This is a genomic window from Pseudomonas sp. S2_A05 (assembly GCF_054668485.1).
Genome location: NZ_CP162775.1, coordinates 1,836,682 through 1,857,072, shown reverse-complemented (window position 1 = coordinate 1,857,072; position 20,391 = coordinate 1,836,682). Strand labels below are relative to the sequence as shown.

Genomic DNA, 20,391 nt, shown 5'->3' with positions numbered 1-20,391 from the left:
ACACCATGAAACCGTTTTTTGCTTTGGCCCTGGCCATCCTCGCCGGCAACGTGTTCGCCGCCACCGAACCTGCACAGACCGGCGTGCCACTGGACATCGCCAAAACCATCAGCATCACCGACACCAGCGCCGCCTGCGGAATTGTTCCGGTGGAGGTCGTCTATGAAGACAGCCACGGTCAGCGGAATGTCGCCACTTACAGCGTTTTAGGCAATGGCTGCGGTGGCGATTAGCTCAGGTTTGGCCCATAACCGCAGCGGACTCGATTTTCTCAGTCCGCTGCAGCGTTTCCAGGACACCGATCAACAGCAGCAGGAACGCTGCCGCTGCAACCCCGGCAAGGGTCAGGAATGCCGCGCTGTAACCGGCGGCCTCAACGACAAAACCCGCCAGCCCGTTGCTCAGCGCCGCGCCCAGGCCAAACGCTGTGGTCAGCGCGCCAAGGCTGACATTGAAATGCCCGGAGCCGAGGGTGAGATCCTTGACCATTACCGGGAACAGCGCGCCGAACAAACCAGCGCCGACACCGTCGAGCAACTGCACGGCGACCAGCCAGTACGGATCATCCGAGAAGGTGTAGAGCAAGCCACGCAGCGGCAGGATCAGAAAACCCGCCAGCAATAACGGTTTGCGCCCCCAGACATCGGCTTTCGCGCCGGCCAGCAGCGCCATTGGCACCATGACCAGTTGCGCGGCTACGATGCACGCCGACGTCAGCGGTGTGGCCATGTGCAAATTCGCTTGGGCGAGTTTCTGGCTCACCAGCGGCAGCATCGCCGCGTTGGCCAAGTGGAACAGCGCGCAGCACAGGGCAAACATCAGCAACGGGCGATTGCTCAGCAGTACCTTGAAGCCGGACGGCTGATGGCTTTGATCGCCAGGCTGCAAACCGCGCGCGACGTCGTGATCTATCGCTTCGGCCGAGACGAACAGCACGGCAATCACGCTGGCCAGCGCCATGACCGCCATCAGATAAAACACCGCCACCGGACCAAACAGATAGGCAAACAAACCGGCCAATAACGCTGCGCACGCGTTGCCGGCGTGGTTGAACGTCTCGTTGCGACCGGTGCGTCGGGTGAATGCTCGCGGGCCGGTGATGCCCAGGGTGATCGCGGAAATGGCCGGGGCAAAAATAGATGCTGCCGCAGCGCTCAAAGCCTGAGTCAACGCCACCAGACTGAATGACGAAATGAACGGCAGCACCAGACAACTCACCGTGACCAACAGCGCGGCGATGATGACCAGCGCCCGTTTCGCCCGGCTGCTGTCAACCAGCGCACCAGCGGGCGTCTGCGTGATCAGTGCGGCGATACCGGCAAGGGTCATGACCACGCCGATACTGGCCGGGTCCCAGTGGTGCACGGCGAGCAAGTAGATGGCGAGGTACGGCCCGAGGCCGTCGCGGACATCGGCGAGAAAGAAATTCAGACTGTCCAGCGAGCGGTTGTTGCGGCGATCGAGATGGCTGATCACGGGGGGCAGTCTCTTGAAAGTGAGGTCTGCGTAAATGTATCAACCTCGGCAAACCTAATGACCGAAGCGGCGGGGGATTAGTTGCAGGACGGCGGAGCAGTTGCTGCTCCGCAGATATTCATGCGTCAGGCGTTTGCAGTATCTCGATCCACAATGCGCCTTTGCCGGATGCCGCTTCACCGACACGCTTCAGCGCGCCATCCTTGCTCACCGCGTACGTACCGACCTTGGCGCTTTTCTCGCCCGTCACCAGCAGCCAGTGGCCATCGGGGGAGAAGGCGATATTTCGCGGTTGCTGTTCTTGCACCGGGTAGTTATCGAGGAACTTGAGTGCTCCTGATGCCGGATCCACGGCAAATGCCGAAACGCTGCTGCTGGTGCGCTCACTCATCAGCAGCAGGTTTCCATCCGGCGACATGCGCAGGTCGGCAGCCCAGATGCGCGGGGTCGGGTCGTCTTTGAGGTCGTTGTTGCGCGCATCACGGACTTCGCCTTGGGCCAGTTGCAAGCGTTCGGGAATGCCGTTGGCCACAGCGATTTGCGTTAACGCGCCGCTGGCGTCGTCGATTGAAAACGCCGTCACGGTGCCGCTCATTTCACCGACCACGTAAAGGAATTTGCCGTTGGGCGAGAACGCCAGGTGCCGGGGGCCGGTGTTGTCCGGGACGCTGACCGAGCCGTTGCCGATCGGGCTGAGCTCGCCAGTCTTGGCATCCAGGCGATATTGCAGCACCTTGTCGGTGCCCAGGTTGCCAGCGTAGGCAAAGCGATTGCTCGGCTCGGTGCGAATTGAATGGGCATGCAGGCCGGTCTTGTAGCGAACGATATCGGCGGAAGGTTGCTGATCCTTGCCGATCTTCTGAACGCTAAGGGTGTCGGCGCCGTAGGACGCGGCGAGCAGGTAGCGACCTTGTCGATCGGTCGACAGGTAGGCCATGCTTTCTGCCAGAGGCGCTTGGGTGAACTTTGTCAGGTGCCCGCTTTGGCGATCGATCCGGTAACCCAGCACCTGAAAGGGTTTGACGCGCAACGCTGCAAACAGCACCTTGCCATCCGGGGAGAGAGCCATGGGATTGACCTGATCACCGGCCTGGATCTGTTCGACCAGGGTGAGCGCGCCGTTGCTCTGATCAAGGCGATACTGCGAGATCAGACCGTCACCGGGGCTTGAGATGTAAGCGTAAGTAGCGGCGTTAGCCGTCACGCTCAACGTGGAGGCGAGCGCAGCGATCAAGAAGTTTCTTTTCATCATTCCCAGCCTTATTGTTGTCGTGATCAGTCATCCTATGAGTGATTCGCTGGGGCATCAATGGCTATTTCGTCGGCCTGTAACGTCGCTACGCTTATTTAACATGCTTGTTCTAGATGATTTTGATCAGCGGAAATGATCGGAGAGGGTGGTCGTGATTGAGGTTTGACACATTTCTACATACTCTCCCGTTAGCGTTGTTGTACGACATCCTACCTAATGTGCGCAGTGCAACAACTCTCACAAAAACAATAACGGAGATACCCCTATGACGAGCATGGCTCCACTCGATCATCAGGCCGCTGCAAAATCGCAAAACCTGTTCCTGCGTACGCTGAAACTGCTCGGCCCCGGCATTATCGCCGTGCTGTCGTGGCTCGGTGCGGGCGATCTCATCACGTCTTCAGTGGCCGGTGCGAACTACGGCTACGCGATGATGTGGGTGCTGGCGGTCTCTTTGCTGTTGAGATACTTGATCGTCAACATCATTGCCCGGTTCCAGCTGTGCAATAACCAGGGCATGACCATTCTGCAGGGCTACGCCCAGCTCAACCCGGTGTTTGCCTGGTTCATGCTGGTTTATGCCTTGTTGATGGGGCACTTGATGAACGCCTACATGATCAAGGGGGCAGGGGAGTCGCTGGCGATGCTGTTCAAGATCGATCAGCCATTGCTGTGCTCGGTGGCGGTGGTGCTGGCGGTCTGGATGCTGGTCGGACGCAACATCTACACGATGATCGAAGGCGTGATGAAGCTGCTGCTGGCGATCATGACCCTGGCGTTCATCGCCTTGGCGGTGATGTCCGGTCCGGATGTCAGCGGCATCATCAAAGGCACCATCGGCTTCAGCATTCCGCCGGACGAAGGCGTGCATGGCGCGTTGCTGGTGGCGGTCTCGGTAATCGGCGCGGTCGCCGGGTCGATTGCCAACTTCGTGCACCCCTATGTCATGCGCCAGAAAGGCTGGACCGGGCCGCAGCACAAGCGCATTCAGCGTAACGACCTGCTGTTTGCGGTGTTCGTCGGGATCATCATCAACCTGGCGATCTGGATCGTCGGTGCGGAAATCTTGCGGCCCAACGGCATCGAGGTGAAAACCTTGGGCGATCTGGGCAAGGCTCTGGAAATCTTCTTCGGCCCGATCGGCTGGTATGTGTTCTTCATCGGCGTGTTCGCGACCTTGTTTGCCAGTATTTCAGGCAAGACCACGGCGTTTCCGATGCTGATCACCGATGCCTTCCAGCATGTTCGTCCTGAGCGTCGCGAGAAGTACGGCAAAGAGTTCCATCATGACCCGATGCACAAGTGGTTCATGCTGTTCATCCTGGTCACGCCGCTGATCTGGTCGATGCCGGGCATGCCGGATTTCGTGACTCTGACCATTGGTGTCAGCGCATTGAACATCATTGGTTTGCCGGTGATTTCACTGGGCTTGCTGATCATGTCCAACCAGAAATCGCTGCTGGACAAGCAATACCGCAACAACCTGTTTGAAAACATCGCGCTGCTTTTCGCTACCGGGCTGGCGCTCTGGGTAGCGTTCCAGTTGGGCGTTGATCTGTTTACTTGACGGGAAGCAGTCGAGGGGGCACACGCCCCCTCGATTCGCCGCTTACAACGGCACATCCATTTCGATCCGGCGCCAGGCCGCTTCGGAAAAGCTGTACACCGAAAACGCGATCAGCCCCAACGCCATCAGCATCAACAGCACGCCGCCTGCCGGAAGATTCTGCAAAGCATCCAGCGCTTCTTTCATGCCGGGTGGATTGGTCGCTTGGTAAACCGAGCCGCTGACCGCCATCAGCACTGCAATCTCGATAAACACCACGCCTCGGGCGATCAAGCCGAAGCGCGACACCGGGCGCACGTAGCGCATCACTTCGTCATCCGCTTCGAAGTACTTCTCGAACGTGGCCTTCCAGCCTTTGATGATGTGGGCGATACCGACGCCCAGTGGGATCAGCGCAATCAGGTAGATCAACAGGTTCGAATGCTCGAATGACAGCAGCTGCGCGAGCAGATCCTTGGTCTTGCCATCGCCGGAACCGCCGGAACTCCTGAGGCCACTCACCAACAGCCCCAGAGCAAAGAAGGCCAGCGCCGCGTTGACCAGCCCGCCGGCGAGCAGACCTGCGCGAATGACCAGGCCTTTGAACTCGGTGCCGTGGTGGTCGACATCGCGGATCGCTTGCAGCGCACGCCAGGCGGCGAAGGCCAGCAGGCCGGCGACCACAACACCGATCAGCACGTAGCCGAAGGGCTGGCTGAGCAATGCTTCAAGGCTCTTGTGGCTGTCTTTCGGTTTGGTGGAGTCGTGCGCTGCCAACAGCGCGAAGATGCCGATGATCAGATACAGAACGCCGCGCGCGGCGTATCCGCCTCGGGCAAGCAGGACAAGCGTGTGTTGAGTGGACATGGGGTTTACTTCCAGGGAATCGATGTGAAGCAGACCCGTGGACGGAGCAGGGGTTCGATAAATGCGTCGCCCTTGGGCGACGCGCGCCTTATCAGCCTGCCATTCAGTGCTCGCCGCGCTTGAGCCTCATAAAGGCGTGGTCAGCGAAAACGGAATGCGCAGCTCTTCAACCGGCCCTGAATCCCGGCCACACATTTCGTCGTGCACGCATTGCTGCACCAGCACGCAGGGAAACGCCGGCACGGTTTGCAGCAAGTCGCGCAGGTGGGTGATCGAACGCAGGTGCATTGGCTTGGCCGCGTCATCGAGCAAGGTGAACTGGCCTTGATCCACGCGAATCCTCGCCAGATAAAAACCACCTTCGAGTGACAGCAGCTCCAGTTCGCGAACTTCACTGTTGGCCGCACGTTCGGTGAGGGTTTGCAGATTCATGCTTCACTCCTTGCCTACCAGGGCAGGCGTTCTCCATCGTAGGCGAAGAAATGGCCGCTGTCGGCCGGCGTTAGCGTGTCAATCAGACTCAGTAATTGCCCGGCGGCAATGTCTGCCGGTCGGGCGCTCGAGGCTCCGCGAAAGGGCCGCGACAATGGCGAAACCACTGTGCCCGGGTGCAGACTGAGCAAACGACTCTGCGGGCGCGTGCGCGAAAGCTCGATGGCGGCGGTCTTGATCAGCATGTTCAACGCAGCCTTGGAGGCGCGATAGGCGTACCAGCCGCCCAAACGGTTGTCGCCGATGCTGCCGACTTTTGCCGACAGCATCGCCATCGCGCCTTGAGGCGCAAGCAACGGCAGAAAATCGCGCAGCAGCAATGCAGGCCCCAGCGTGTTGACCTGGAATACGGCCTGCAGCGACTCGGCTTCGATCGCGCTGTAGCTTTTTTCCGGCTTGATCCGGTCACGATGGAGGAGGCCGGCCGCGTGGATGATCAGGTGAAAGGGCGCTTCGCCTGCCAGTTCAGCGGCGGCGCTGGCGATCGTTTCGGGTTGCTCGAGGTCGAGCTTCGGCACAGTCTGGCGTCCCAGCGCACGGACGCTGGCGCAGCGTGGATCCTGGTTCAAATGTTGGCAGAACGCCGTGCCGAGGGCGCCACTGGCACCGATCACCAAGGCGCGATAACCGTCGCCGAACGAGGCCGGGGTCAACCCGCTGCTCATGGGTTCGCCCCAGCGTTCTGGCGCCGGAAGAACACCGTCACCTGACCGACTTCGAAACCCCACTTGGACATACGCGTGCGGTTGATCAGCGTGTCTTCGTCGACCAGGTACATCCAGTCGTCCATGCTCATTTCGTAGGTCGAGTCGTCGACTGGCAGGTTCAGGCGATAACGCCAGTGGAAGGTATTTCCAGCGATCTGGCCCTGAGCAACCCCGACCACATCGTGCGCGCGACCGCTCCACTGACCATTGCCCCCGGGAGTGAGGGTCCAGACTCGGCGTTCACGGGTGCCGTCGCTGTAACGGAAGCGCTCGTCGAGGATCAGGTTTTCACCTTCACGACGGCTGGCGATATCAACCTCGAAACGCTTGACCACTTCGCCGTTGCGTTTCTGAAACATCCCCCAGGCTTTGACGGGCTGGCTGAAGAACTGCTCCAGACTCAATGCCGGTTGCTGATCCGCATAACGAGCAACATCGACACTGCCGCAGCTTGCAATGCTGAGCGCCAGTCCTAACAGCAGCAGAAATCGGGTCATCTTCCTACTCCTTGTGCTTGTACAGTTAACAGGCTGTGTATAGGCCTAGCGCCGGCCGATGAGCTGGAGAAATTCCTGCCGCGTCGTCGAGCTGTCGCGAAAGGCACCGAGCATGACCGAGGAGGTCATGATCGAATTCTGCTTCTCGACACCGCGCATCATCATGCACATGTGCCTGGCTTCAATAACCACCGCGACACCGGCAGCATCGGTGATCTGCTGGATCGCCTGAGCAATCTGCCGAGTAAGGTTTTCCCGGATCTGCAGGCGCCGCGCGAACATGTCGACCACCCGCGCCACCTTCGAAAGCCCCAACACCCGGCCAGTGGGGATATACGCCACATGCGCCTTGCCGATAAACGGCAGCATATGGTGCTCACACAGCGAATAGAGCTCGATGTCGCTGACGATCACCATCTCATCGCCCTGCGACTCGAACAGCGCACCGTTGGTGACGTCTTCCAGGCTCATCGCGTAACCGTTGCACAGGTATTGCATCGCCTTGGCGGCGCGCTGGGGCGTGTCCAGCAAACCCTCGCGTTCCGGGTTCTCACCGACGCCAACGAGGATTTCACGGTAATGGCTGGCTAGTAGTGGGCTCATTCGGGTTACTCGTGGCGGTGCGGGTTAAGGACACAGTCGGGTGAAAAGGTTGTACGCATACAGGTTGGCTGTATAGGTTTTATTCAAGATAGGCCGAAAAAAATCAACTGACAATGAATCGGTGATTTTTTTGTGCGGGTTTGGGATTTCAGGCAGGACAAACCTGGGGTCAGGTTTGGTGAGCGGCTTGCGTGGCGCCGATGTGCGGGCGTCTCAGCTCATAGCTGCCGGTGGCGGATGGCAGCTATCGGCCAGAGCGTACGCCCAGCGAACTTTTTTCAACCCAAAGCGCTCGTCATCATGTTCAAGTATTATTGCGTCGATGCTCGGACTATTCATAGGTAGGTTGATGCATGGCCAGAAGCATTAGGCTTCAACAGAAACTTCATTCAAAGTATCTCATTGAGGTAGCGGGAGAGGTGGTGCTTGATGACTGCCTTGTTGAAAAGCTATGGGCGCTCAACAGAGGTGACAGGTTTGAGTTGAACTCACGCTCCATCGGTTTTGGACCTGTTCAAAAATACCGCTTGGAATACGCGATAACGAGAGGCCCCATTCCTGGGCATTGGCTCTACAAAGAATTTGACCCAAAGGAACTGACATTATTTTTTACGGCAAAAGACTTTGCCGGCATTTGCCATGGCTGGACCTTGTTTGACGAGTGACCATTCACGGTTCGCTGCCTGGGAGGCAGCTTCCGGCCAAAAACAGTCATTCAGGTATGCCGATAAAACCATAATCGGCCATACGTAGATGGATGGAAATTTATTGCCTCAGCGAGCTTGCAAGAGCGAGCCAACCAGCGAGCCTTTGACCTATCGAGTACTCGACACGCTAGCTTGTCTGGACGGGTTTTAAGGTTGTCAGAGTTCTTGGGTTGCCATAATCGGATGCACGAGAATCGGCCACGCGAGTGATGAACTCACGTACCCATTTGAAGCCGGCGTGCCCATCCGACCGCTCATGCCAGAACAAGCCAATCGCAAAACCTTCCACCGGCAAGGGAGGGGCTACGCACAGCAGTTGCTCGCTGCGACCGTCTACAAGACGACTTGGAACCAGGGCCACACAATCCGACTGCGCGACCAACTCCGGTACTGGAAGAAATGACGACGCTGAATGAACGACGTTACGCCGCAGCCCGTGCGCTACCAAGGCGTGATCCACCGAGGTAGAGAAGCCTCCGCCGCGCAGTGACACCACGACATGTTCCAGCTGCGCGAACTCATCCACGGTCAGGCCCGCGCGCAGGCTTGGATGCCCACGACGCCCGATCAGCACGTAACTCTCATCATAGAGGTGTTGCGAGTGCAGTGCGGGCGGAACCCCGTTCATGTTTATCACGGCCAGATCCACCTCGCCGCGGGTCATCTGCAGCTCCAGCTGTGGTACGTCCAGGACGCGCAGTGCGATGCGGACACCCGGCGCTTCGCGTCGCATGGCGACAACGAGATGTTTGATCAAAACCGCCTGCACGTAATCCGTGCAGGCGATTGATACCGTCAGGCTCGCCGTCGCGGGCTCGAAATTCAGATGAGTAGTGACGGTCGCCCTTACCTGGTCAAGTGCCTGGCGAAGCGGCACGAGCAGCTCCAAGGCTTTGACGGTGGGCGTCATTCCACGCTGCGCGGGGATCAGAAGAGGGTCGTTGAAGACGTCGCGCAGACGGCTCAACTGAGCGCTGACTGCTGGCTGGCTCAAATGCAGACGAGCGGCAGCCCGGGTCACGTTCTGCTCAATGAGAAGGGCCTCCAACGTCACAAGCAGATTTAGATCAAGGCGTCTGGTATCCATCGATCTTATGTTAGCAGCAAAATTTTGCGATTTCACAGATGGCCCGAGCCCCGCGACACTCCTTCGAAATCACAGCGGAGCCGTCCTTCATGTCGAAAAAAGTACTGATCATCTATGCCCATCCCGAGCCTTCGTCGCTAACGCGGCAACTGGTGGATGTGTCTGTTGAATGCTTGACTGCGCAAGGACACGAGGTCCTGCAATCCGATCTATACGCCATGGGCTGGAAAGCGATATTCGACGAGCACGACTTTCCTCAGCGGGCCAACCCTCAGCGGCTCTCGTTCGGAGCAGAGTCCGCCCACGCCTATCGTCATCGCAGCCAAAGCCCTGACGTGGCGGCGGAGCAAGACAAGGTTCTAGCGGCAGACGTAGTCATCTTCCAGTTTCCGCTCTGGTGGTACGGCATGCCTGCCATCATGAAGGGATGGATAGATCGCGTCTGGGCAGCCGGACTCGCCCACGGCTACAAGGACGCTGGCAACGCCTACCGCTATGGTGACGGCGCTTTCAAAGGCAAGCGGGCCATGTTGTCAGTCGCTGTCGGCGGCCCCGCAGAAGACTACTCGCCGCGCGGCATCAACGGACCACTCGAGCAATTGCTGTTTCCGATCACGCACGGCTCGCTCTACTTTCCTGGGTTCGATGTGCTGCCGACGTTCGCCATATACGGCACTGGCAACTTGACCGCCGCAGATGCCGTCGCAGCTAAAGAGGCTTGGCGCACCCGACTCGAGGATTTGTTCACAGATGCGCCAATACCCTTCCGGCCCCAAAACGGTGGGGACTACACTCCCCGCAATGAGCTTAAACCGAATGTGGCCGTGGGCCAGAGCGGCATAATGGCGCACGTTGCTTATGGTGAAACAATCCAGCGCAAGCAGCTGAAAACGGAGGAGGTGACATGAAAACCTTCGTGATTCTGACTCGCCGTGCTGATGGAGCGGCAGAACACTTCAAGCGGCTGGCGAAACCGGAGGTAGTGCACGTTTGGCAAGGCTTCGCTGGCGGTATCGTGCGCGCAGTTCATGGGCTGGCCGATGGTCCCGGTGCCGCGTTTGAACTGGAGTCCGTCACCTTCGAAGAGGCGCGTGATTACATCGAGGCGCTGCCTTACGTCAAAGGGAATCTGCTACACGTGCAGTACTGCGCGCTCAAGCCCTTCTCTGATTACGAGAAACTCGTTTCCTCCTGATGAGCGATCAGCGCAGATCAACTCCCGTTTGCACGGCGCTGCATGCTGCAGCCAGATTTTACGCGCAACATGCAGCGTCAGGCCGGGACTCGTTTGATGCGAAGAGGGCTGGCACTGGCGGCTTCTGCCGTTTCCGGCCTGTTGCGAAGGCCTGTAATTGACTCATAGCCACGCTTTGACTCCCGCAGCCTGACTGATTGCAGGTCAAAATTTTACGGAGAATTTACGCAGTCTTTATTGAGGGCATCCGATACTGCGCGGCGCTAATTTGGAACGGTATCGTGATGTCCCTCGCAGCAATTCGGCTTATCGGCTTCATTTTGGGTATTTTTTTGATCACCCTGGCGGTAAGCATGGCTATACCCATGATGACGCTGGTGATCTATGAGCATAGCGACGAACTGTCGGCCTTTCTCTGGTCGAGTCTGATTACCTTCATCTGTGGTCTGCTGTTGATCGTGCGAGGGCGTCCGGAGACTGGCAATCTTCGGCCCAGGGACATGTACCTGTTGACTACCGCTAGCTGGGTTGTTGTGTGCGCCTTCGCAGCGTTACCCATGGTTTTCATCAGTGATATCAGCTACACCGATGCGTTCTTTGAAACGATGTCGGGCATCACCACCACTGGCTCGACGGTACTCACCGGTCTGGATATCGCCTCTCCCGGCTTGTTGATCTGGCGTTCCATGCTGCACTGGTTAGGCGGCATCGGTTTTATCGGAATGGCTGTCGCGATTCTTCCGCTCTTGCGAGTCGGCGGCATGCGTCTTTTTCAGACAGAGTCCTCGGACTGGTCGGAGAAAGTGACACCACGTTCTCATGTCGCAGCCAAGTACATTCTTTTGCTCTATCTGGGCCTGACGGGTATCGGCACTTTGGCGCTCTGGCTCGCAGGAATGACCCCATTCGAAGCGATCAACCACGCAATGTCGTTGATCTCTACCGGCGGGTTCTCGACGTCGGACTCCTCCCTCGGGCACTGGGAGCAGCCAGCAATCCACTGGGTGGCGGTAGTCATCATGATCCTGGGCAGCCTGCCATTCACCTTGTACGTCGCAACCTGTCGGGGCAATCGGCGTGCGCTGATCAGGGACCACCAGGTACGCGGGTTTATTGGATTCCTGCTCGTCACATCGTTGGCAGTAGGTACCTGGCTGTATTTTCACAGCGACTACGGATGGTGGGACGCGTTTCGTATCGTGGCGGTCAATGTGACCTCGGTCGTCACGACCACCGGAATTGCGGTTGGCGACTACACCTTGTGGGGCAGCTTCGCTGTGTTGCTGTTTTTCTATCTGACCTTCGTCGGTGGCTGCTCCGGCTCAACGGCAGGCGGGCTGAAAATCTTCCGTTTTCAGGTGGCTGCCGCGCTTCTGGTCAGCAGCTTGAAGCAGTTGATTCACCCTCGGGCCGTGATTCAGAAAAAATACAACGGCCATCCCATCGACGAGGAGATCGTCCGTTCGCTGCTGACCTTCTCGTTTTTTTTCACCATCACGATTGCCGCCATCGCTTTGGGCCTGGCACTGATCGGGCTTGATTGGATTACCGCTCTGAGCGGTGCCGCTACGGCGGTGTGTAACGTCGGCCCCGGCCTGGGCACAATCATCGGGCCGGCAGGTAATTTCTCGTCACTGCCGGATGCGGCCAAATGGCTACTCACCGTTGGCATGCTGCTAGGCAGGTTGGAAATCCTGACGGTGTTGGTGCTCGTGACCCCGGTCTTCTGGAGATATTGAGCCAGTCAATCGCTGGCAGAGACGCCGATTGTTGCCTGTTACGGTGATAGCACGGCGGTCATGGTTTTACCGCGTGATGATCGTCAGTACGGGGAGCGTCCGTCGGTTTATTCTCCGGTACTGTAAAACTCACTGTCGTACTGGTGATGATCTGGTGCGTCGGGTCGGCCACTTCCAAGAGAACCTTGTGAGGACCGGGCGTTAGCCCGACCAGGATAATCGGGTCTTCACTGGTGTGCGCCCACGTACCTTTCCAGTCATCGACGGTCACGTGAAGGTGACCTAAGCGTGGTGATACCTGCGCAGCCACCTTGCCAAACACCGGCATGATCCTGGCGTGCTCTGTTCGAAACTGGATGATGACCACTCCGCGGGCGAGTGGCTCGGCAAGCGGCGGGTAGGCAATGAGTCTCGGCGCACTCTCGGATGCCAAGGGCAGTATCGCCAGCGGAGAATCGCTGTCTGCTGCCCCTTGTCCGAGCACGGATGGGCAAAAGCAGACACCCAAAGCCAGGGCCAATAGACTTCCGGGAGCGAGGGACATGATCGGTTTCTCCGCGTGATTTCATTCAAGCGTAGATCAACCTGGGTATTGCCCGCGGCTCATTTGAAAATGGAATCATCCAACGTATCTCATCGATACTGACTGGCCGCTTCTGGCCGATCTCCGTGTCACGGATCGCCAAATACCCAAAAGCGGCCACCCTTGTGTTTGTGTACTATCTCAATTCGCTAGCGCCAGTGAGCGCGGGTCTCGATACCCGCTTTGTCACGTTTATCTGATGACAGTCCAAGTCGACCTCTGCCGAATAAGCCCCGGGGGAAAACGGGACCACCCAATCAGAAGCTGCTTTCGAACCATAGCTGTCGCTTAACAGCAAATCTGCCAACATGTTTTCTAACAGGCTTGTCCTGAATCCATCGCAAAACCGAACTCACGAGTACTTTGATCATATGGCCACAGGTCTTAGTGATGCCGAGCTTGATTACGTACTGGGGATGATTGAGAAAGCCCCAAACACCGAATTAAATGTTATGTGTGAGCACCTGCAGATCGACAGCCGCGATCTTCTCAATCAGTTGGCGATCTCAGTGGCAAGACTGTTTATCACCGGCGGCCGCGATTTTCACTACTGTGATGAGGTGATGAATATTGTCATCAGCGATATCGTCGATCTGTCCTTGTACGCAGAGATGCCCGAGCCGGCATTTTCGATCTATCAGGCATTTGATGCGGGCGAGTATTGGCACAGCGGCGATGACCGGGAGGTATTCCCTTGGGAGAGGTGGACCCGTCCTGAGCTTGAGAGAATTTTGCGTGAGGTCGGCGGCTAACAACCAAGTCGAAGGTGCCCGCGGTAACGCGGGCACCGTTTTCTGTGTGGGGAAAACGCTGACCCGTCTGCTTACCAGTTGTAGCTCAGCTTGGCGGTAATCTCGCGGCCCGGGTTGTAGAAGTTCGCGGTGCCGGAGCCGACCACGTGCTGCTCATCCAGCAGGTTGCTGACGTTCACCGCCAGGTCGGTGCCCTTGGCGATCTTGTAGTTGAAGGCGGCGTCGAACAGGGTAGTGCCATCGCTTTTGCCGGAGTTGGCTGCATCGAAGTAATAAGCGCCGACGTAGCGCGCACCCAGGCCCACGCTGACATCGGTGGCGGGTACGTCGTAGTAACTCCAGAGCGAAGCGGAATGCTTGGGTGCCGTGGCGAACTCGTTGCCCTTCAGGGAACTGCCGTCATACAACGAACCGCGCAGTACCTCGGACTCCATGTAGGAATAGCCACCGATCAGGCTGAGGTTCTGCGTCACCTGCGCTTTGGCCTCCAGGTCGAGGCCACGCGCCCTCGATTCGCCCACCGTCTGCTGCTCGATGATGCCGCTCGGCAGCACCACGGCGATGGTGACATTTTCCTGGGTCAGGTCGTACACGGCGGCGGAGAACAGAGCGTCCATCCCCATCGGCGCATACTTCACGCCGACTTCGTACTGCCTGCCTGTCTGCGGTGTCACGCCGACCTGCGGCGGCGAGACGGATTCGACCATGCTCACATAGGTGGAGACTTCATCGTTGACAATATAGGTCAACGCACCTCGGTAGGAGGTTTCGGAGAAGTTGTCTTTCTCGGCGGATTGCAAGCCTTTGCTGGTCAGGTCCATCGAGTCGTTGCGCACACCTCCGGTGACGATGAAACGCTCGTAGAACGACAGGTTTTGCTGAAGGAAGACGGCCTTGGTGGTCGCGTCTCGTTTGTTGACGGCATACGGCGCGATTGAGCGTGGAACGCCGGTAAACACAGGGTTTGCAATGTCGATCGGGGTCGTCAGGGCGTAGACCGAGCTTTCCTTGGTGGTCGAATCGAGGTACTCCACGCCCACCAGACTGCTGCTGTCGATGTTCTCGAAGCGGGCATCGTATTGCAGCATCAAATTGCCGTTGAACTGGTCGGCTTCAGTGTCGGTTCCGAACAGGTAGCGATCGACGGTGGTACCGACACGTGCGGCGCTGTCGCTGAGGTACACGTAGCCGAAATCATCGGTCAACTTGCTGTAACGCAGATTGCTGCGCAGCACGAAGCCGTTGTCGAAATCATGGGTGACGTTACCGCTGAGGCTGGTGCGCTCGACATCGTGGAAGTTGTAGCTGGGCTCGCCATAAAACTTGCTGCGGTCGTATTCCCGATCCAGTGGATAGCCGCCGCTGTTGGGCGAACTTTCGGTTTTCAGGTAGTCCAGAATCATCGTGGCCGACGTGTAATCCGTCGGTGCCCAGGTGAGGCCACCCATAAACAACTGGTTGTCGTCCTGCGAATGATCGTACTCGCGATCGCTGTTCTGGCCTTTGGCAGTAAAGCGGCCGGCCAGGGTTTTTTCGTCGTTCAGCGCATCGCCGACATCGATGCCGGTCTCGACATGGTCAAACGAACCGTAGGTCACATAGCCCTGGCCAAACTTCTCGAAGCGCGGCTGTTTGGTCACGAAATTTACCGAACCGCCCGGGTCCGCAGGGCCAAACAGGGTGGAGTTGGCGCCACGCAGAATCTCGATGCGCTCATAAGCGAACGGATCTTCGCGTACGCCGCGCATCGAGCTGAGGGTCAAGCCGTCACGGTAGGTGGTGGCCTGGAAGCCGCGGATCTGGAAATAGTCGTTACGATCATCCGTACCATAAAAGTCACTGACCACGCCCGGCGTATATTGCAGCGCCTCTTCCGTAGTGCTGACGCTGCGTTGCTGCATTTCCTTGTTGGTCACCACCGACACCGATGCCGGTGTATTGAGAATGCTGGTGGCGACCTTGCCGCCAACCCAGAGCTCCTTGGCCACCACCGAGTTGGCGTCGTCGTCGGCACTGACCCGAACCTTGGCATTGATGATGAGCGGGGCGAGGCGGTAGTCCTCGACGGCCGTTGCGTCGAGCTCCAGCGGGCCGGCGGTTTTTGCTTGAGGGGTCAGCAGGTAAGCATTCGCGCCTTGCTGTTCGATCTGCAACTCGCTGCCCTGGAGCAAGGATGACAGCGCTGCCGATGTATCGAGCGTGCCATTCACGCCAGCCGTGGTGCGGTTCGCCACACTCGAGGCGTCGAAGGAAAGGCTGATGCCAGCTTCGCGCGCAAAACGGTCAAGCGCCGGCGCCAGTGGGCCGGGGGCGATATTCCACTGTTTGACTTGATCGCTGTGGTCAGCGCCCGAGGTTTGCGCCAGCGATGGCAATGCGTAGCTGCTCACGATCAAACCCAAGATCGCACCGTGCATGGCACGACTTAATGGATGGCGCTGTGAAACCGGGGACGAACTCATTTTCTCGCTCCAAGAAAGGACATCGGCAGACTGGCCTGTATTCCGGCCTTCCTTAGAGGTCGAACGAGAATGAGAAACCACCTCATTATTTTTCAGATAGCAGAAAAATATTCAGGTGGACTCAGGTGGCAGCGGTTACGGTGACCCAGTAACGGGTTCGGTAATCAATGTGCAGGCGCAGTGACTGCGCGATCAATGCCAGGACCCGATCGTTGTCGGCGAGCTGGAAGGTGCCGGAAACGCGTCGATCAGCGACCTCTTCGGCGCAGCGCAAGATTCCGGGGCGATAACGCGACAACTCCGCGATAAAGTCCCCAAGGCGCATATGGTTCGCACTGATCACTCCGTCACCCCAACCCCATGGATCAAGGCCGTTGTCCCTGAACGTTCGGGTGCCGCTTGGGGTGAACAGCAGTTGGTTTCCTGCCAGGACGTTGCGGCTCGCAGGCGTTGGGCTGGAGCCGGGGAAAACCGTGACTGATCCTTCCTGAGCTGCGACCAGAGTGCCGTCGTCACGCTCGCGGACCAGAAAGCGCGAGCTGTGGGCTCGCATGATCCCGTCGCGTGATTGCACCCACAATGGTCGCGCTTGCGGCGAGTGTTGATCCGCACCGACATTCACGATGATTTCACCTCGGCGCAGGATGATCAGGCGCCGCTGGGCGTCGAAATCGCTGTCGACGGCGCTATCGCTATTGAGCTGGATAAGGCTGCCATCATCGAGTTCGAAACGTCGTTGCTCGCCGGTGCTGCTGCGTTGTTGTGCCAGCATGGAGGGCAGGGGGGTGTAGTCGCGGCCGAGCCAGGCTGCCGTGCCAACGGTCGCCAATACGCCCAGTAGCTTCAGGCTTTCCCGCCGGCGCATTCCATGCTGGGCGCCCTTAAGGGTTTGTCGAGCCAGCTGAGCTGGCACGCCTTCGAATTCATCGCCAAGCGTTTCCACACGCTGCCACGCCAATCCATGCTCCGGGCGCTGCTGCAGCCAGTGCTCAAACGTGCGCTGTGTCTGTTCATCGGCCTGATTGAAGCGAAGGCGCACCAGCCATTGGATCGCCTGCTCGACAATGGCCGGATCCAGCGCCTCGGGCTCAGGCCTCGACATAACGCAAGCGATAGCAATGTTGCAGGGCCGTGGCCAGATCGCGCTCCACCGTCGCGCGGGAAACACCGAGCTTTTCGGCGATTTGCGCGCAGGTCAGACCGTCGAGTCGGGCAAATAAAAACGCCTGGCGTACTCTTGGTTTAAGCGAGTCGAGCAGACGGTCTATGCGCTCGAGCGCATCAAGAATCATCAGCCGGTTTTCTTCCGAGGGAACCTCGTGTTGCGGCAGCAACGTGATGCTTTCCAGGTAGGCGCGTTCGAGTTCGCGACGACGATACTGATCAATCATCAACCCTCGGGCAATGCTGCTCAAATAAGCACGTGGTTCGCGCAGGGCGCCGGACTGATGACGGTGTTTGAGCACACGGACGAAAGTGTCCTGCGCCAGATCTGCGGCGTTGTCGCGACAGCCGATGCGCCGAATCAGCCAGCCCTGTAACCACGAGAAGTGGGTGCGATAGAGCAGCCCTGGATCTGCAGTACCTAGTGTTTCGTCGCTACGCATCGGCATCCCGGGACATACATGATTGATAATGAATCGCATTCTACTCAGGCGTTGGGCCATCAGGCAAATGCGTCGCGCGTAGTGTCTGTTTCGGGCGAAATGACGCCCCTGGTTTCCTGGACAGTTGGCCACAGTTCAGGCTGACGCGCCGATCCCGGTAATAGGCCCAGGCTGGGTTGCTGCGTTACTGGTCAGAGGTGCTGTCATTCTAGTTTTTCCCTTCATCGCATTATCTTAGGTTCGAACGTCTGCTCTTGGCCGATTTCTGCCTCACAAGAGGCTTCCCTCCGCTTGCAAAAATCGATCAGGCCGGCATGGGCAAAGGGCACTGGATACCTTGTCATCGATGATCTCCTCGCTGGCCAGACGTCCCACTATCGCCGCCAAAGTAATTCCAGGGTGCATCGCACAAACGTAGACGCCACCTACATTGGGGAGATAACCGATGATGGGGATGCCATCGGCAGGCATGGGCCTGAGGCCGACACAAGCCCGTTCCGGTTCTATGGAAACGACACCATGGAGTTCGTTCTGGATTGTCTTGGCCGTGCGAAGCGCTATCGCTGCCGGCTGATTTTCCACGGCATCGTTCAGATAATCTTCCGCCGCGAACAACGCACCATCCGAACTTTGCCGCACTTCCATTTCAGGGCTGGATATGAGGGTGTGTACGAGGTTGGGTTGTGACTTGTAACGGATGAAAATGGCAGGCGAGGCCTCTATTGGCAGGGACACTCCAAGCATGTCTGTCAGTTTCGTGATGCCTGCCCCGGCTGCCAATACGACAATATCGGCATCGATGACGCCTTTGGTTGTTTCGATTCCTGTCACCGTTGCGGTCTGGGTTACAAAACCGAGCACTCGCGTCTGAGTGAGAATCTTCGCCCCATATGCCTGCGCACCTGCGATCAACGCATGCGTAGCTGCCACTGCGTCCAGCGCTCCTTCTTCAGCCGCATACAGAGCAGACTGGGGAGGGTTCTTGAGATTTGGTTCCAAGTCGAGGATCTGCGATCGAGACACCAGGTTTGCCGAAGCCTGGTGACCTGAGACTGGCAGCGCCTCAATCGCCATCGCACTGTAAGACAAGGCGCCTGTCCATCTTACCTCCAGACCAGGCAGCTGCGTTTCGAGTCGGCGGTACTCCTTGATGGCAGAACCGCGCAGTTGCGCGATTGGGTCGGGTTCGGGGTGTGAGGTATTGAGCCAAGCGAATGAGCTGCCAGTCACTCCCGAAGATATATCTTCAGCTTCTACCAAAGTGACATTCGCGCCTTTACCTGCCAAGTGATACGCCAATGACGCGCCAACGATGCCTGCACCAATGACAACGACCCTTTTGCCCTGACCATTTCCCATATCAACCTCCGTTTTGTCGATGTGCCGATGGTACGGCAGCCGGATGATTTCATGACATGAGAACCTGATCGTTGAGCTTTTAAGTGTCTGCTTCTGGCCGAATCCGACAACGGTGCCGCGCGACTGATCCACCCCGGTCCTTCACCCACGTGGAGGGCACCACCATGTACATACACAATCGCCAAATATCGACATCTGGAAATTGCTGAGCAAACCCGAACTGTGCTGGAGGCCTGGACGCATCAGGCGTGCCTGCGCAGCGAGGACTTCTTATGCTGCAATCACTATTGACTCACCGATCGCTAGCGGATGAGACCGGCTAAGATGAGTGGTTGGCGACTGCGTAAATCCAGGCAAACCGCACATGCGCAAATATTTGGTCTTGCTATTGATTGGCGTCACAGGCGTTGCCAAGGCGCAATCTCAATGCTCAAACACGTGGTATCAATCGGTCGATAAGGTTCTGCATACGGCTGATATGCAAGGGCACGGACCGGATCTAGGTTCTGATGAATGGAAGTCAGTGATCGAGATAAAGCTGGGGGTTCAAGATGGGTCAGATGTCCCTGAGCGAAGCTCCGAGCAGTGGTGCAATTACATTGATCAGCAAATCAGTGCGATACAGTCGACCGGGGCGCGCACGGGAACATCGTCGGCTATCAATTCGCCACCTGGTCCATCTTACGATTGCTCAAAGGCGGAGCCTGGCGGTATCGAAGCATTGATATGTAAAGACAAGGAATTATCTGCCCTCGATCGCAAACTCTCGGCAGTGTATGCCAGTGCGAGTATTAAGGCCGGCAACGAGCATCCTCCAATGCTCAAAGCAGAGCAGCGGGGGTGGATCAAGGGGCGGGACGATTGCTGGAAGAGTGATGACGTCGGTGCATGCCTGCGCATGGAATACCAGAACCGCATCGCTGAGTTGCAAGCACGGTACCGACTGATCTCTGGCACTGGGCCTGTCTTTTACGAATGCGACGGCAACCCTGCAAACGAGGTAACTGTCAGGTTCTTCGAAACTGATCCGCCAACATTAATAGCCGAGCGTGGCGACAGCGTATCGCTGATGTACCAGCAACTGCGTGGCATTGGCATCAAGTACGTCGGGCGTAATGAATCGCTTTGGGAACATAAGGCCGAAGCCATCATCACTTGGGGATATGGTGCGCCCGAAGAGCAATGCAAAAGAAAACCTTGAGCAGCGGTTTGTTCAGGCCAGGTAAATACAAATGGGTGAGAGGCCAGCTCTCATAGAAAGAGCCGCCTACAGGAGTCGAGTTGCCATCCATATGGTGTGCGGCCCATGCCAGTAGGTGTGCCATACGTTCGGCAGCAACTGGCGACAGCGTTTTGGGCTGGAGAAGACCATGGGGGCGGCAGCTCTTGGCCGAAAGCGGTTGCCCTTGTGTGGCAACTAACGGCCAAAGGCGGACGCTTTTGGCCGTTAGCGCTATGAA

21 protein-coding genes are annotated in these 20,391 nt (G+C 57.9%); 8 read left to right on the top strand and 13 right to left on the bottom strand.

All coding sequences use genetic code 11. The features are described from left to right. Positions 1 to 5: 5 nt before the first annotated feature. Positions 6 to 233: a DUF2790 domain-containing protein gene (locus tag AB4O12_RS08655; RefSeq protein WP_460061408.1), complete on the top strand. Its 228-nt coding sequence runs from the start codon at positions 6 to 8 to the stop codon at positions 231 to 233. A 1-nt stretch (position 234) separates the two neighbouring features. On the opposite strand, the gene AB4O12_RS08650 is transcribed toward AB4O12_RS08655, so the two are convergent. Both AB4O12_RS08650 and AB4O12_RS08645 read right to left on the bottom strand, forming a co-directional pair. Then, on the bottom strand, positions 235 to 1,476 hold the full coding sequence (locus AB4O12_RS08650) for an MFS transporter (protein ID WP_460061406.1): 1,242 nt from the start codon (positions 1,474 to 1,476) through the stop codon (positions 235 to 237). A 118-nt stretch (positions 1,477 to 1,594) separates the two neighbouring features. Then, on the bottom strand, positions 1,595 to 2,728 hold the full coding sequence (locus AB4O12_RS08645; RefSeq protein WP_460061404.1) for a lactonase family protein: 1,134 nt from the start codon (positions 2,726 to 2,728) through the stop codon (positions 1,595 to 1,597). A gap of 274 nt (positions 2,729 to 3,002) precedes the next feature. Here AB4O12_RS08645 and AB4O12_RS08640 point away from each other — a divergent pair, with 274 nt between their 5' ends. Then, positions 3,003 to 4,295, top strand: coding sequence for an Nramp family divalent metal transporter (locus AB4O12_RS08640; RefSeq protein WP_460062428.1), 1,293 nt, complete (start codon positions 3,003 to 3,005; stop codon positions 4,293 to 4,295). 42 nt (positions 4,296 to 4,337) lie between these two features. On the opposite strand, the gene AB4O12_RS08635 is transcribed toward AB4O12_RS08640, so the two are convergent. The 5 genes from AB4O12_RS08635 to folE form a co-directional block, all read right to left on the bottom strand. After that, complete coding sequence (locus AB4O12_RS08635; RefSeq protein ID WP_110600551.1) at positions 4,338 to 5,141, bottom strand: DUF1206 domain-containing protein; 804 nt, start codon at positions 5,139 to 5,141, stop codon at positions 4,338 to 4,340. 126 nt (positions 5,142 to 5,267) lie between these two features. Further along, positions 5,268 to 5,573 carry a DUF6482 family protein gene (locus AB4O12_RS08630; RefSeq protein WP_016774774.1) on the bottom strand — a complete coding sequence of 102 codons (306 nt, stop codon included), beginning with the start codon at positions 5,571 to 5,573 and terminating at the stop codon, positions 5,268 to 5,270. Between the two features lie 14 nt (positions 5,574 to 5,587). Continuing rightward, a complete protein-coding gene (locus tag AB4O12_RS08625) occupies positions 5,588 to 6,298 on the bottom strand; it encodes an SDR family oxidoreductase (RefSeq protein WP_460061400.1) in 711 nt (236 codons plus the stop codon). Next, complete coding sequence (locus AB4O12_RS08620; RefSeq protein ID WP_122746185.1) at positions 6,295 to 6,837, bottom strand: DUF3833 domain-containing protein; 543 nt, start codon at positions 6,835 to 6,837, stop codon at positions 6,295 to 6,297. The genes AB4O12_RS08625 and AB4O12_RS08620 overlap by 4 nt, the downstream gene beginning before the upstream one ends. A 45-nt stretch (positions 6,838 to 6,882) precedes the next feature. Next, positions 6,883 to 7,440, bottom strand: a complete 558-nt coding sequence (folE, locus tag AB4O12_RS08615; protein ID WP_460061396.1) for a GTP cyclohydrolase I FolE — start codon at positions 7,438 to 7,440, stop codon at positions 6,883 to 6,885. Between the two features lie 353 nt (positions 7,441 to 7,793). Here folE and AB4O12_RS08610 point away from each other — a divergent pair, with 353 nt between their 5' ends. Further along, entirely contained in the window at positions 7,794 to 8,105 is a 312-nt protein-coding gene (locus AB4O12_RS08610; protein WP_130927275.1) for a hypothetical protein, read from the top strand. A gap of 169 nt (positions 8,106 to 8,274) precedes the next feature. On the opposite strand, the gene AB4O12_RS08605 is transcribed toward AB4O12_RS08610, so the two are convergent. Further along, a complete protein-coding gene (locus AB4O12_RS08605) occupies positions 8,275 to 9,234 on the bottom strand; it encodes a LysR family transcriptional regulator (RefSeq protein WP_050977893.1) in 960 nt (319 codons plus the stop codon). A gap of 89 nt (positions 9,235 to 9,323) precedes the next feature. Between AB4O12_RS08605 and AB4O12_RS08600 the strand changes: the two genes are divergently transcribed. From AB4O12_RS08600 to AB4O12_RS08590, 3 genes are all read left to right on the top strand, one after another. Beyond that, positions 9,324 to 10,142, top strand: coding sequence for an NAD(P)H-dependent oxidoreductase (locus AB4O12_RS08600; protein WP_252867631.1), 819 nt, complete (start codon positions 9,324 to 9,326; stop codon positions 10,140 to 10,142). After that, positions 10,139 to 10,429 (top strand): hypothetical protein, encoded by a 291-nt coding sequence (locus tag AB4O12_RS08595; RefSeq protein WP_460061392.1) that lies wholly within the window; start codon positions 10,139 to 10,141, stop codon positions 10,427 to 10,429. Before AB4O12_RS08600 ends, AB4O12_RS08595 begins: the two co-directional genes overlap by 4 nt. Before the next feature lie 284 nt (positions 10,430 to 10,713). Next, positions 10,714 to 12,168 (top strand): TrkH family potassium uptake protein, encoded by a 1,455-nt coding sequence (locus AB4O12_RS08590; RefSeq protein WP_252867630.1) that lies wholly within the window; start codon positions 10,714 to 10,716, stop codon positions 12,166 to 12,168. Between the two features lie 58 nt (positions 12,169 to 12,226). On the opposite strand, the gene AB4O12_RS08585 is transcribed toward AB4O12_RS08590, so the two are convergent. Beyond that, complete coding sequence (locus AB4O12_RS08585) at positions 12,227 to 12,712, bottom strand: DUF6130 family protein (protein ID WP_252867629.1); 486 nt, start codon at positions 12,710 to 12,712, stop codon at positions 12,227 to 12,229. Positions 12,713 to 13,122: 410 nt separating this feature from the next. Here AB4O12_RS08585 and AB4O12_RS08580 point away from each other — a divergent pair, with 410 nt between their 5' ends. After that, positions 13,123 to 13,503, top strand: coding sequence for a hypothetical protein (locus AB4O12_RS08580; protein WP_122507382.1), 381 nt, complete (start codon positions 13,123 to 13,125; stop codon positions 13,501 to 13,503). Between the two features lie 71 nt (positions 13,504 to 13,574). Here AB4O12_RS08580 and AB4O12_RS08575 read toward each other — a convergent pair whose 3' ends face one another. From AB4O12_RS08575 to AB4O12_RS08560, 4 genes are all read right to left on the bottom strand, one after another. After that, on the bottom strand, positions 13,575 to 15,965 hold the full coding sequence (locus AB4O12_RS08575; protein ID WP_460061389.1) for a TonB-dependent siderophore receptor: 2,391 nt from the start codon (positions 15,963 to 15,965) through the stop codon (positions 13,575 to 13,577). Between the two features lie 121 nt (positions 15,966 to 16,086). Further along, complete coding sequence (locus tag AB4O12_RS08570) at positions 16,087 to 17,067, bottom strand: FecR domain-containing protein (protein ID WP_460061386.1); 981 nt, start codon at positions 17,065 to 17,067, stop codon at positions 16,087 to 16,089. After that, positions 17,054 to 17,572: a sigma-70 family RNA polymerase sigma factor gene (locus AB4O12_RS08565; protein WP_252886218.1), complete on the bottom strand. Its 519-nt coding sequence runs from the start codon at positions 17,570 to 17,572 to the stop codon at positions 17,054 to 17,056. The genes AB4O12_RS08570 and AB4O12_RS08565 overlap by 14 nt, the downstream gene beginning before the upstream one ends. A 270-nt stretch (positions 17,573 to 17,842) precedes the next feature. Next, on the bottom strand, positions 17,843 to 18,931 hold the full coding sequence (locus tag AB4O12_RS08560; RefSeq protein ID WP_460062425.1) for an NAD(P)/FAD-dependent oxidoreductase: 1,089 nt from the start codon (positions 18,929 to 18,931) through the stop codon (positions 17,843 to 17,845). Between the two features lie 364 nt (positions 18,932 to 19,295). On the opposite strand from AB4O12_RS08560, the gene AB4O12_RS08555 reads away from it, so the two are divergent. After that, positions 19,296 to 20,132 carry an MliC family protein gene (locus AB4O12_RS08555; RefSeq protein ID WP_460061383.1) on the top strand — a complete coding sequence of 279 codons (837 nt, stop codon included), beginning with the start codon at positions 19,296 to 19,298 and terminating at the stop codon, positions 20,130 to 20,132. Positions 20,133 to 20,391 lie beyond the last annotated feature (259 nt).

Excerpts from the sequence above, each read along its gene's own strand:
- AB4O12_RS08655 (WP_460061408.1), top strand. The coding sequence starts at position 6 with ATGAAACCGTTTTTTGCTTTGGCCCTGGCCATCCTCGCCGGCAACGTG.
- AB4O12_RS08645 (WP_460061404.1), bottom strand. The coding sequence starts at position 2,728 with ATGATGAAAAGAAACTTCTTGATCGCTGCGCTCGCCTCCACGTTGAGC.
- AB4O12_RS08640 (WP_460062428.1), top strand. The coding sequence starts at position 3,003 with ATGGCTCCACTCGATCATCAGGCCGCTGCAAAATCGCAAAACCTGTTC.
- AB4O12_RS08635 (WP_110600551.1), bottom strand. The coding sequence starts at position 5,141 with ATGTCCACTCAACACACGCTTGTCCTGCTTGCCCGAGGCGGATACGCC.
- AB4O12_RS08630 (WP_016774774.1), bottom strand. The coding sequence starts at position 5,573 with ATGAATCTGCAAACCCTCACCGAACGTGCGGCCAACAGTGAAGTTCGC.
- AB4O12_RS08625 (WP_460061400.1), bottom strand. The coding sequence starts at position 6,298 with ATGAGCAGCGGGTTGACCCCGGCCTCGTTCGGCGACGGTTATCGCGCC.
- AB4O12_RS08620 (WP_122746185.1), bottom strand. The coding sequence starts at position 6,837 with ATGACCCGATTTCTGCTGCTGTTAGGACTGGCGCTCAGCATTGCAAGC.
- folE (WP_460061396.1), bottom strand. The coding sequence starts at position 7,440 with ATGAGCCCACTACTAGCCAGCCATTACCGTGAAATCCTCGTTGGCGTC.
- AB4O12_RS08610 (WP_130927275.1), top strand. The coding sequence starts at position 7,794 with ATGGCCAGAAGCATTAGGCTTCAACAGAAACTTCATTCAAAGTATCTC.
- AB4O12_RS08605 (WP_050977893.1), bottom strand. The coding sequence starts at position 9,234 with ATGGATACCAGACGCCTTGATCTAAATCTGCTTGTGACGTTGGAGGCC.
- AB4O12_RS08600 (WP_252867631.1), top strand. The coding sequence starts at position 9,324 with ATGTCGAAAAAAGTACTGATCATCTATGCCCATCCCGAGCCTTCGTCG.
- AB4O12_RS08595 (WP_460061392.1), top strand. The coding sequence starts at position 10,139 with ATGAAAACCTTCGTGATTCTGACTCGCCGTGCTGATGGAGCGGCAGAA.
- AB4O12_RS08590 (WP_252867630.1), top strand. The coding sequence starts at position 10,714 with ATGTCCCTCGCAGCAATTCGGCTTATCGGCTTCATTTTGGGTATTTTT.
- AB4O12_RS08585 (WP_252867629.1), bottom strand. The coding sequence starts at position 12,712 with ATGTCCCTCGCTCCCGGAAGTCTATTGGCCCTGGCTTTGGGTGTCTGC.
- AB4O12_RS08580 (WP_122507382.1), top strand. The coding sequence starts at position 13,123 with ATGGCCACAGGTCTTAGTGATGCCGAGCTTGATTACGTACTGGGGATG.
- AB4O12_RS08575 (WP_460061389.1), bottom strand. The coding sequence starts at position 15,965 with ATGAGTTCGTCCCCGGTTTCACAGCGCCATCCATTAAGTCGTGCCATG.
- AB4O12_RS08570 (WP_460061386.1), bottom strand. The coding sequence starts at position 17,067 with ATGTCGAGGCCTGAGCCCGAGGCGCTGGATCCGGCCATTGTCGAGCAG.
- AB4O12_RS08565 (WP_252886218.1), bottom strand. The coding sequence starts at position 17,572 with ATGCGTAGCGACGAAACACTAGGTACTGCAGATCCAGGGCTGCTCTAT.
- AB4O12_RS08560 (WP_460062425.1), bottom strand. The coding sequence starts at position 18,931 with ATGGGAAATGGTCAGGGCAAAAGGGTCGTTGTCATTGGTGCAGGCATC.
- AB4O12_RS08555 (WP_460061383.1), top strand. The coding sequence starts at position 19,296 with ATGCGCAAATATTTGGTCTTGCTATTGATTGGCGTCACAGGCGTTGCC.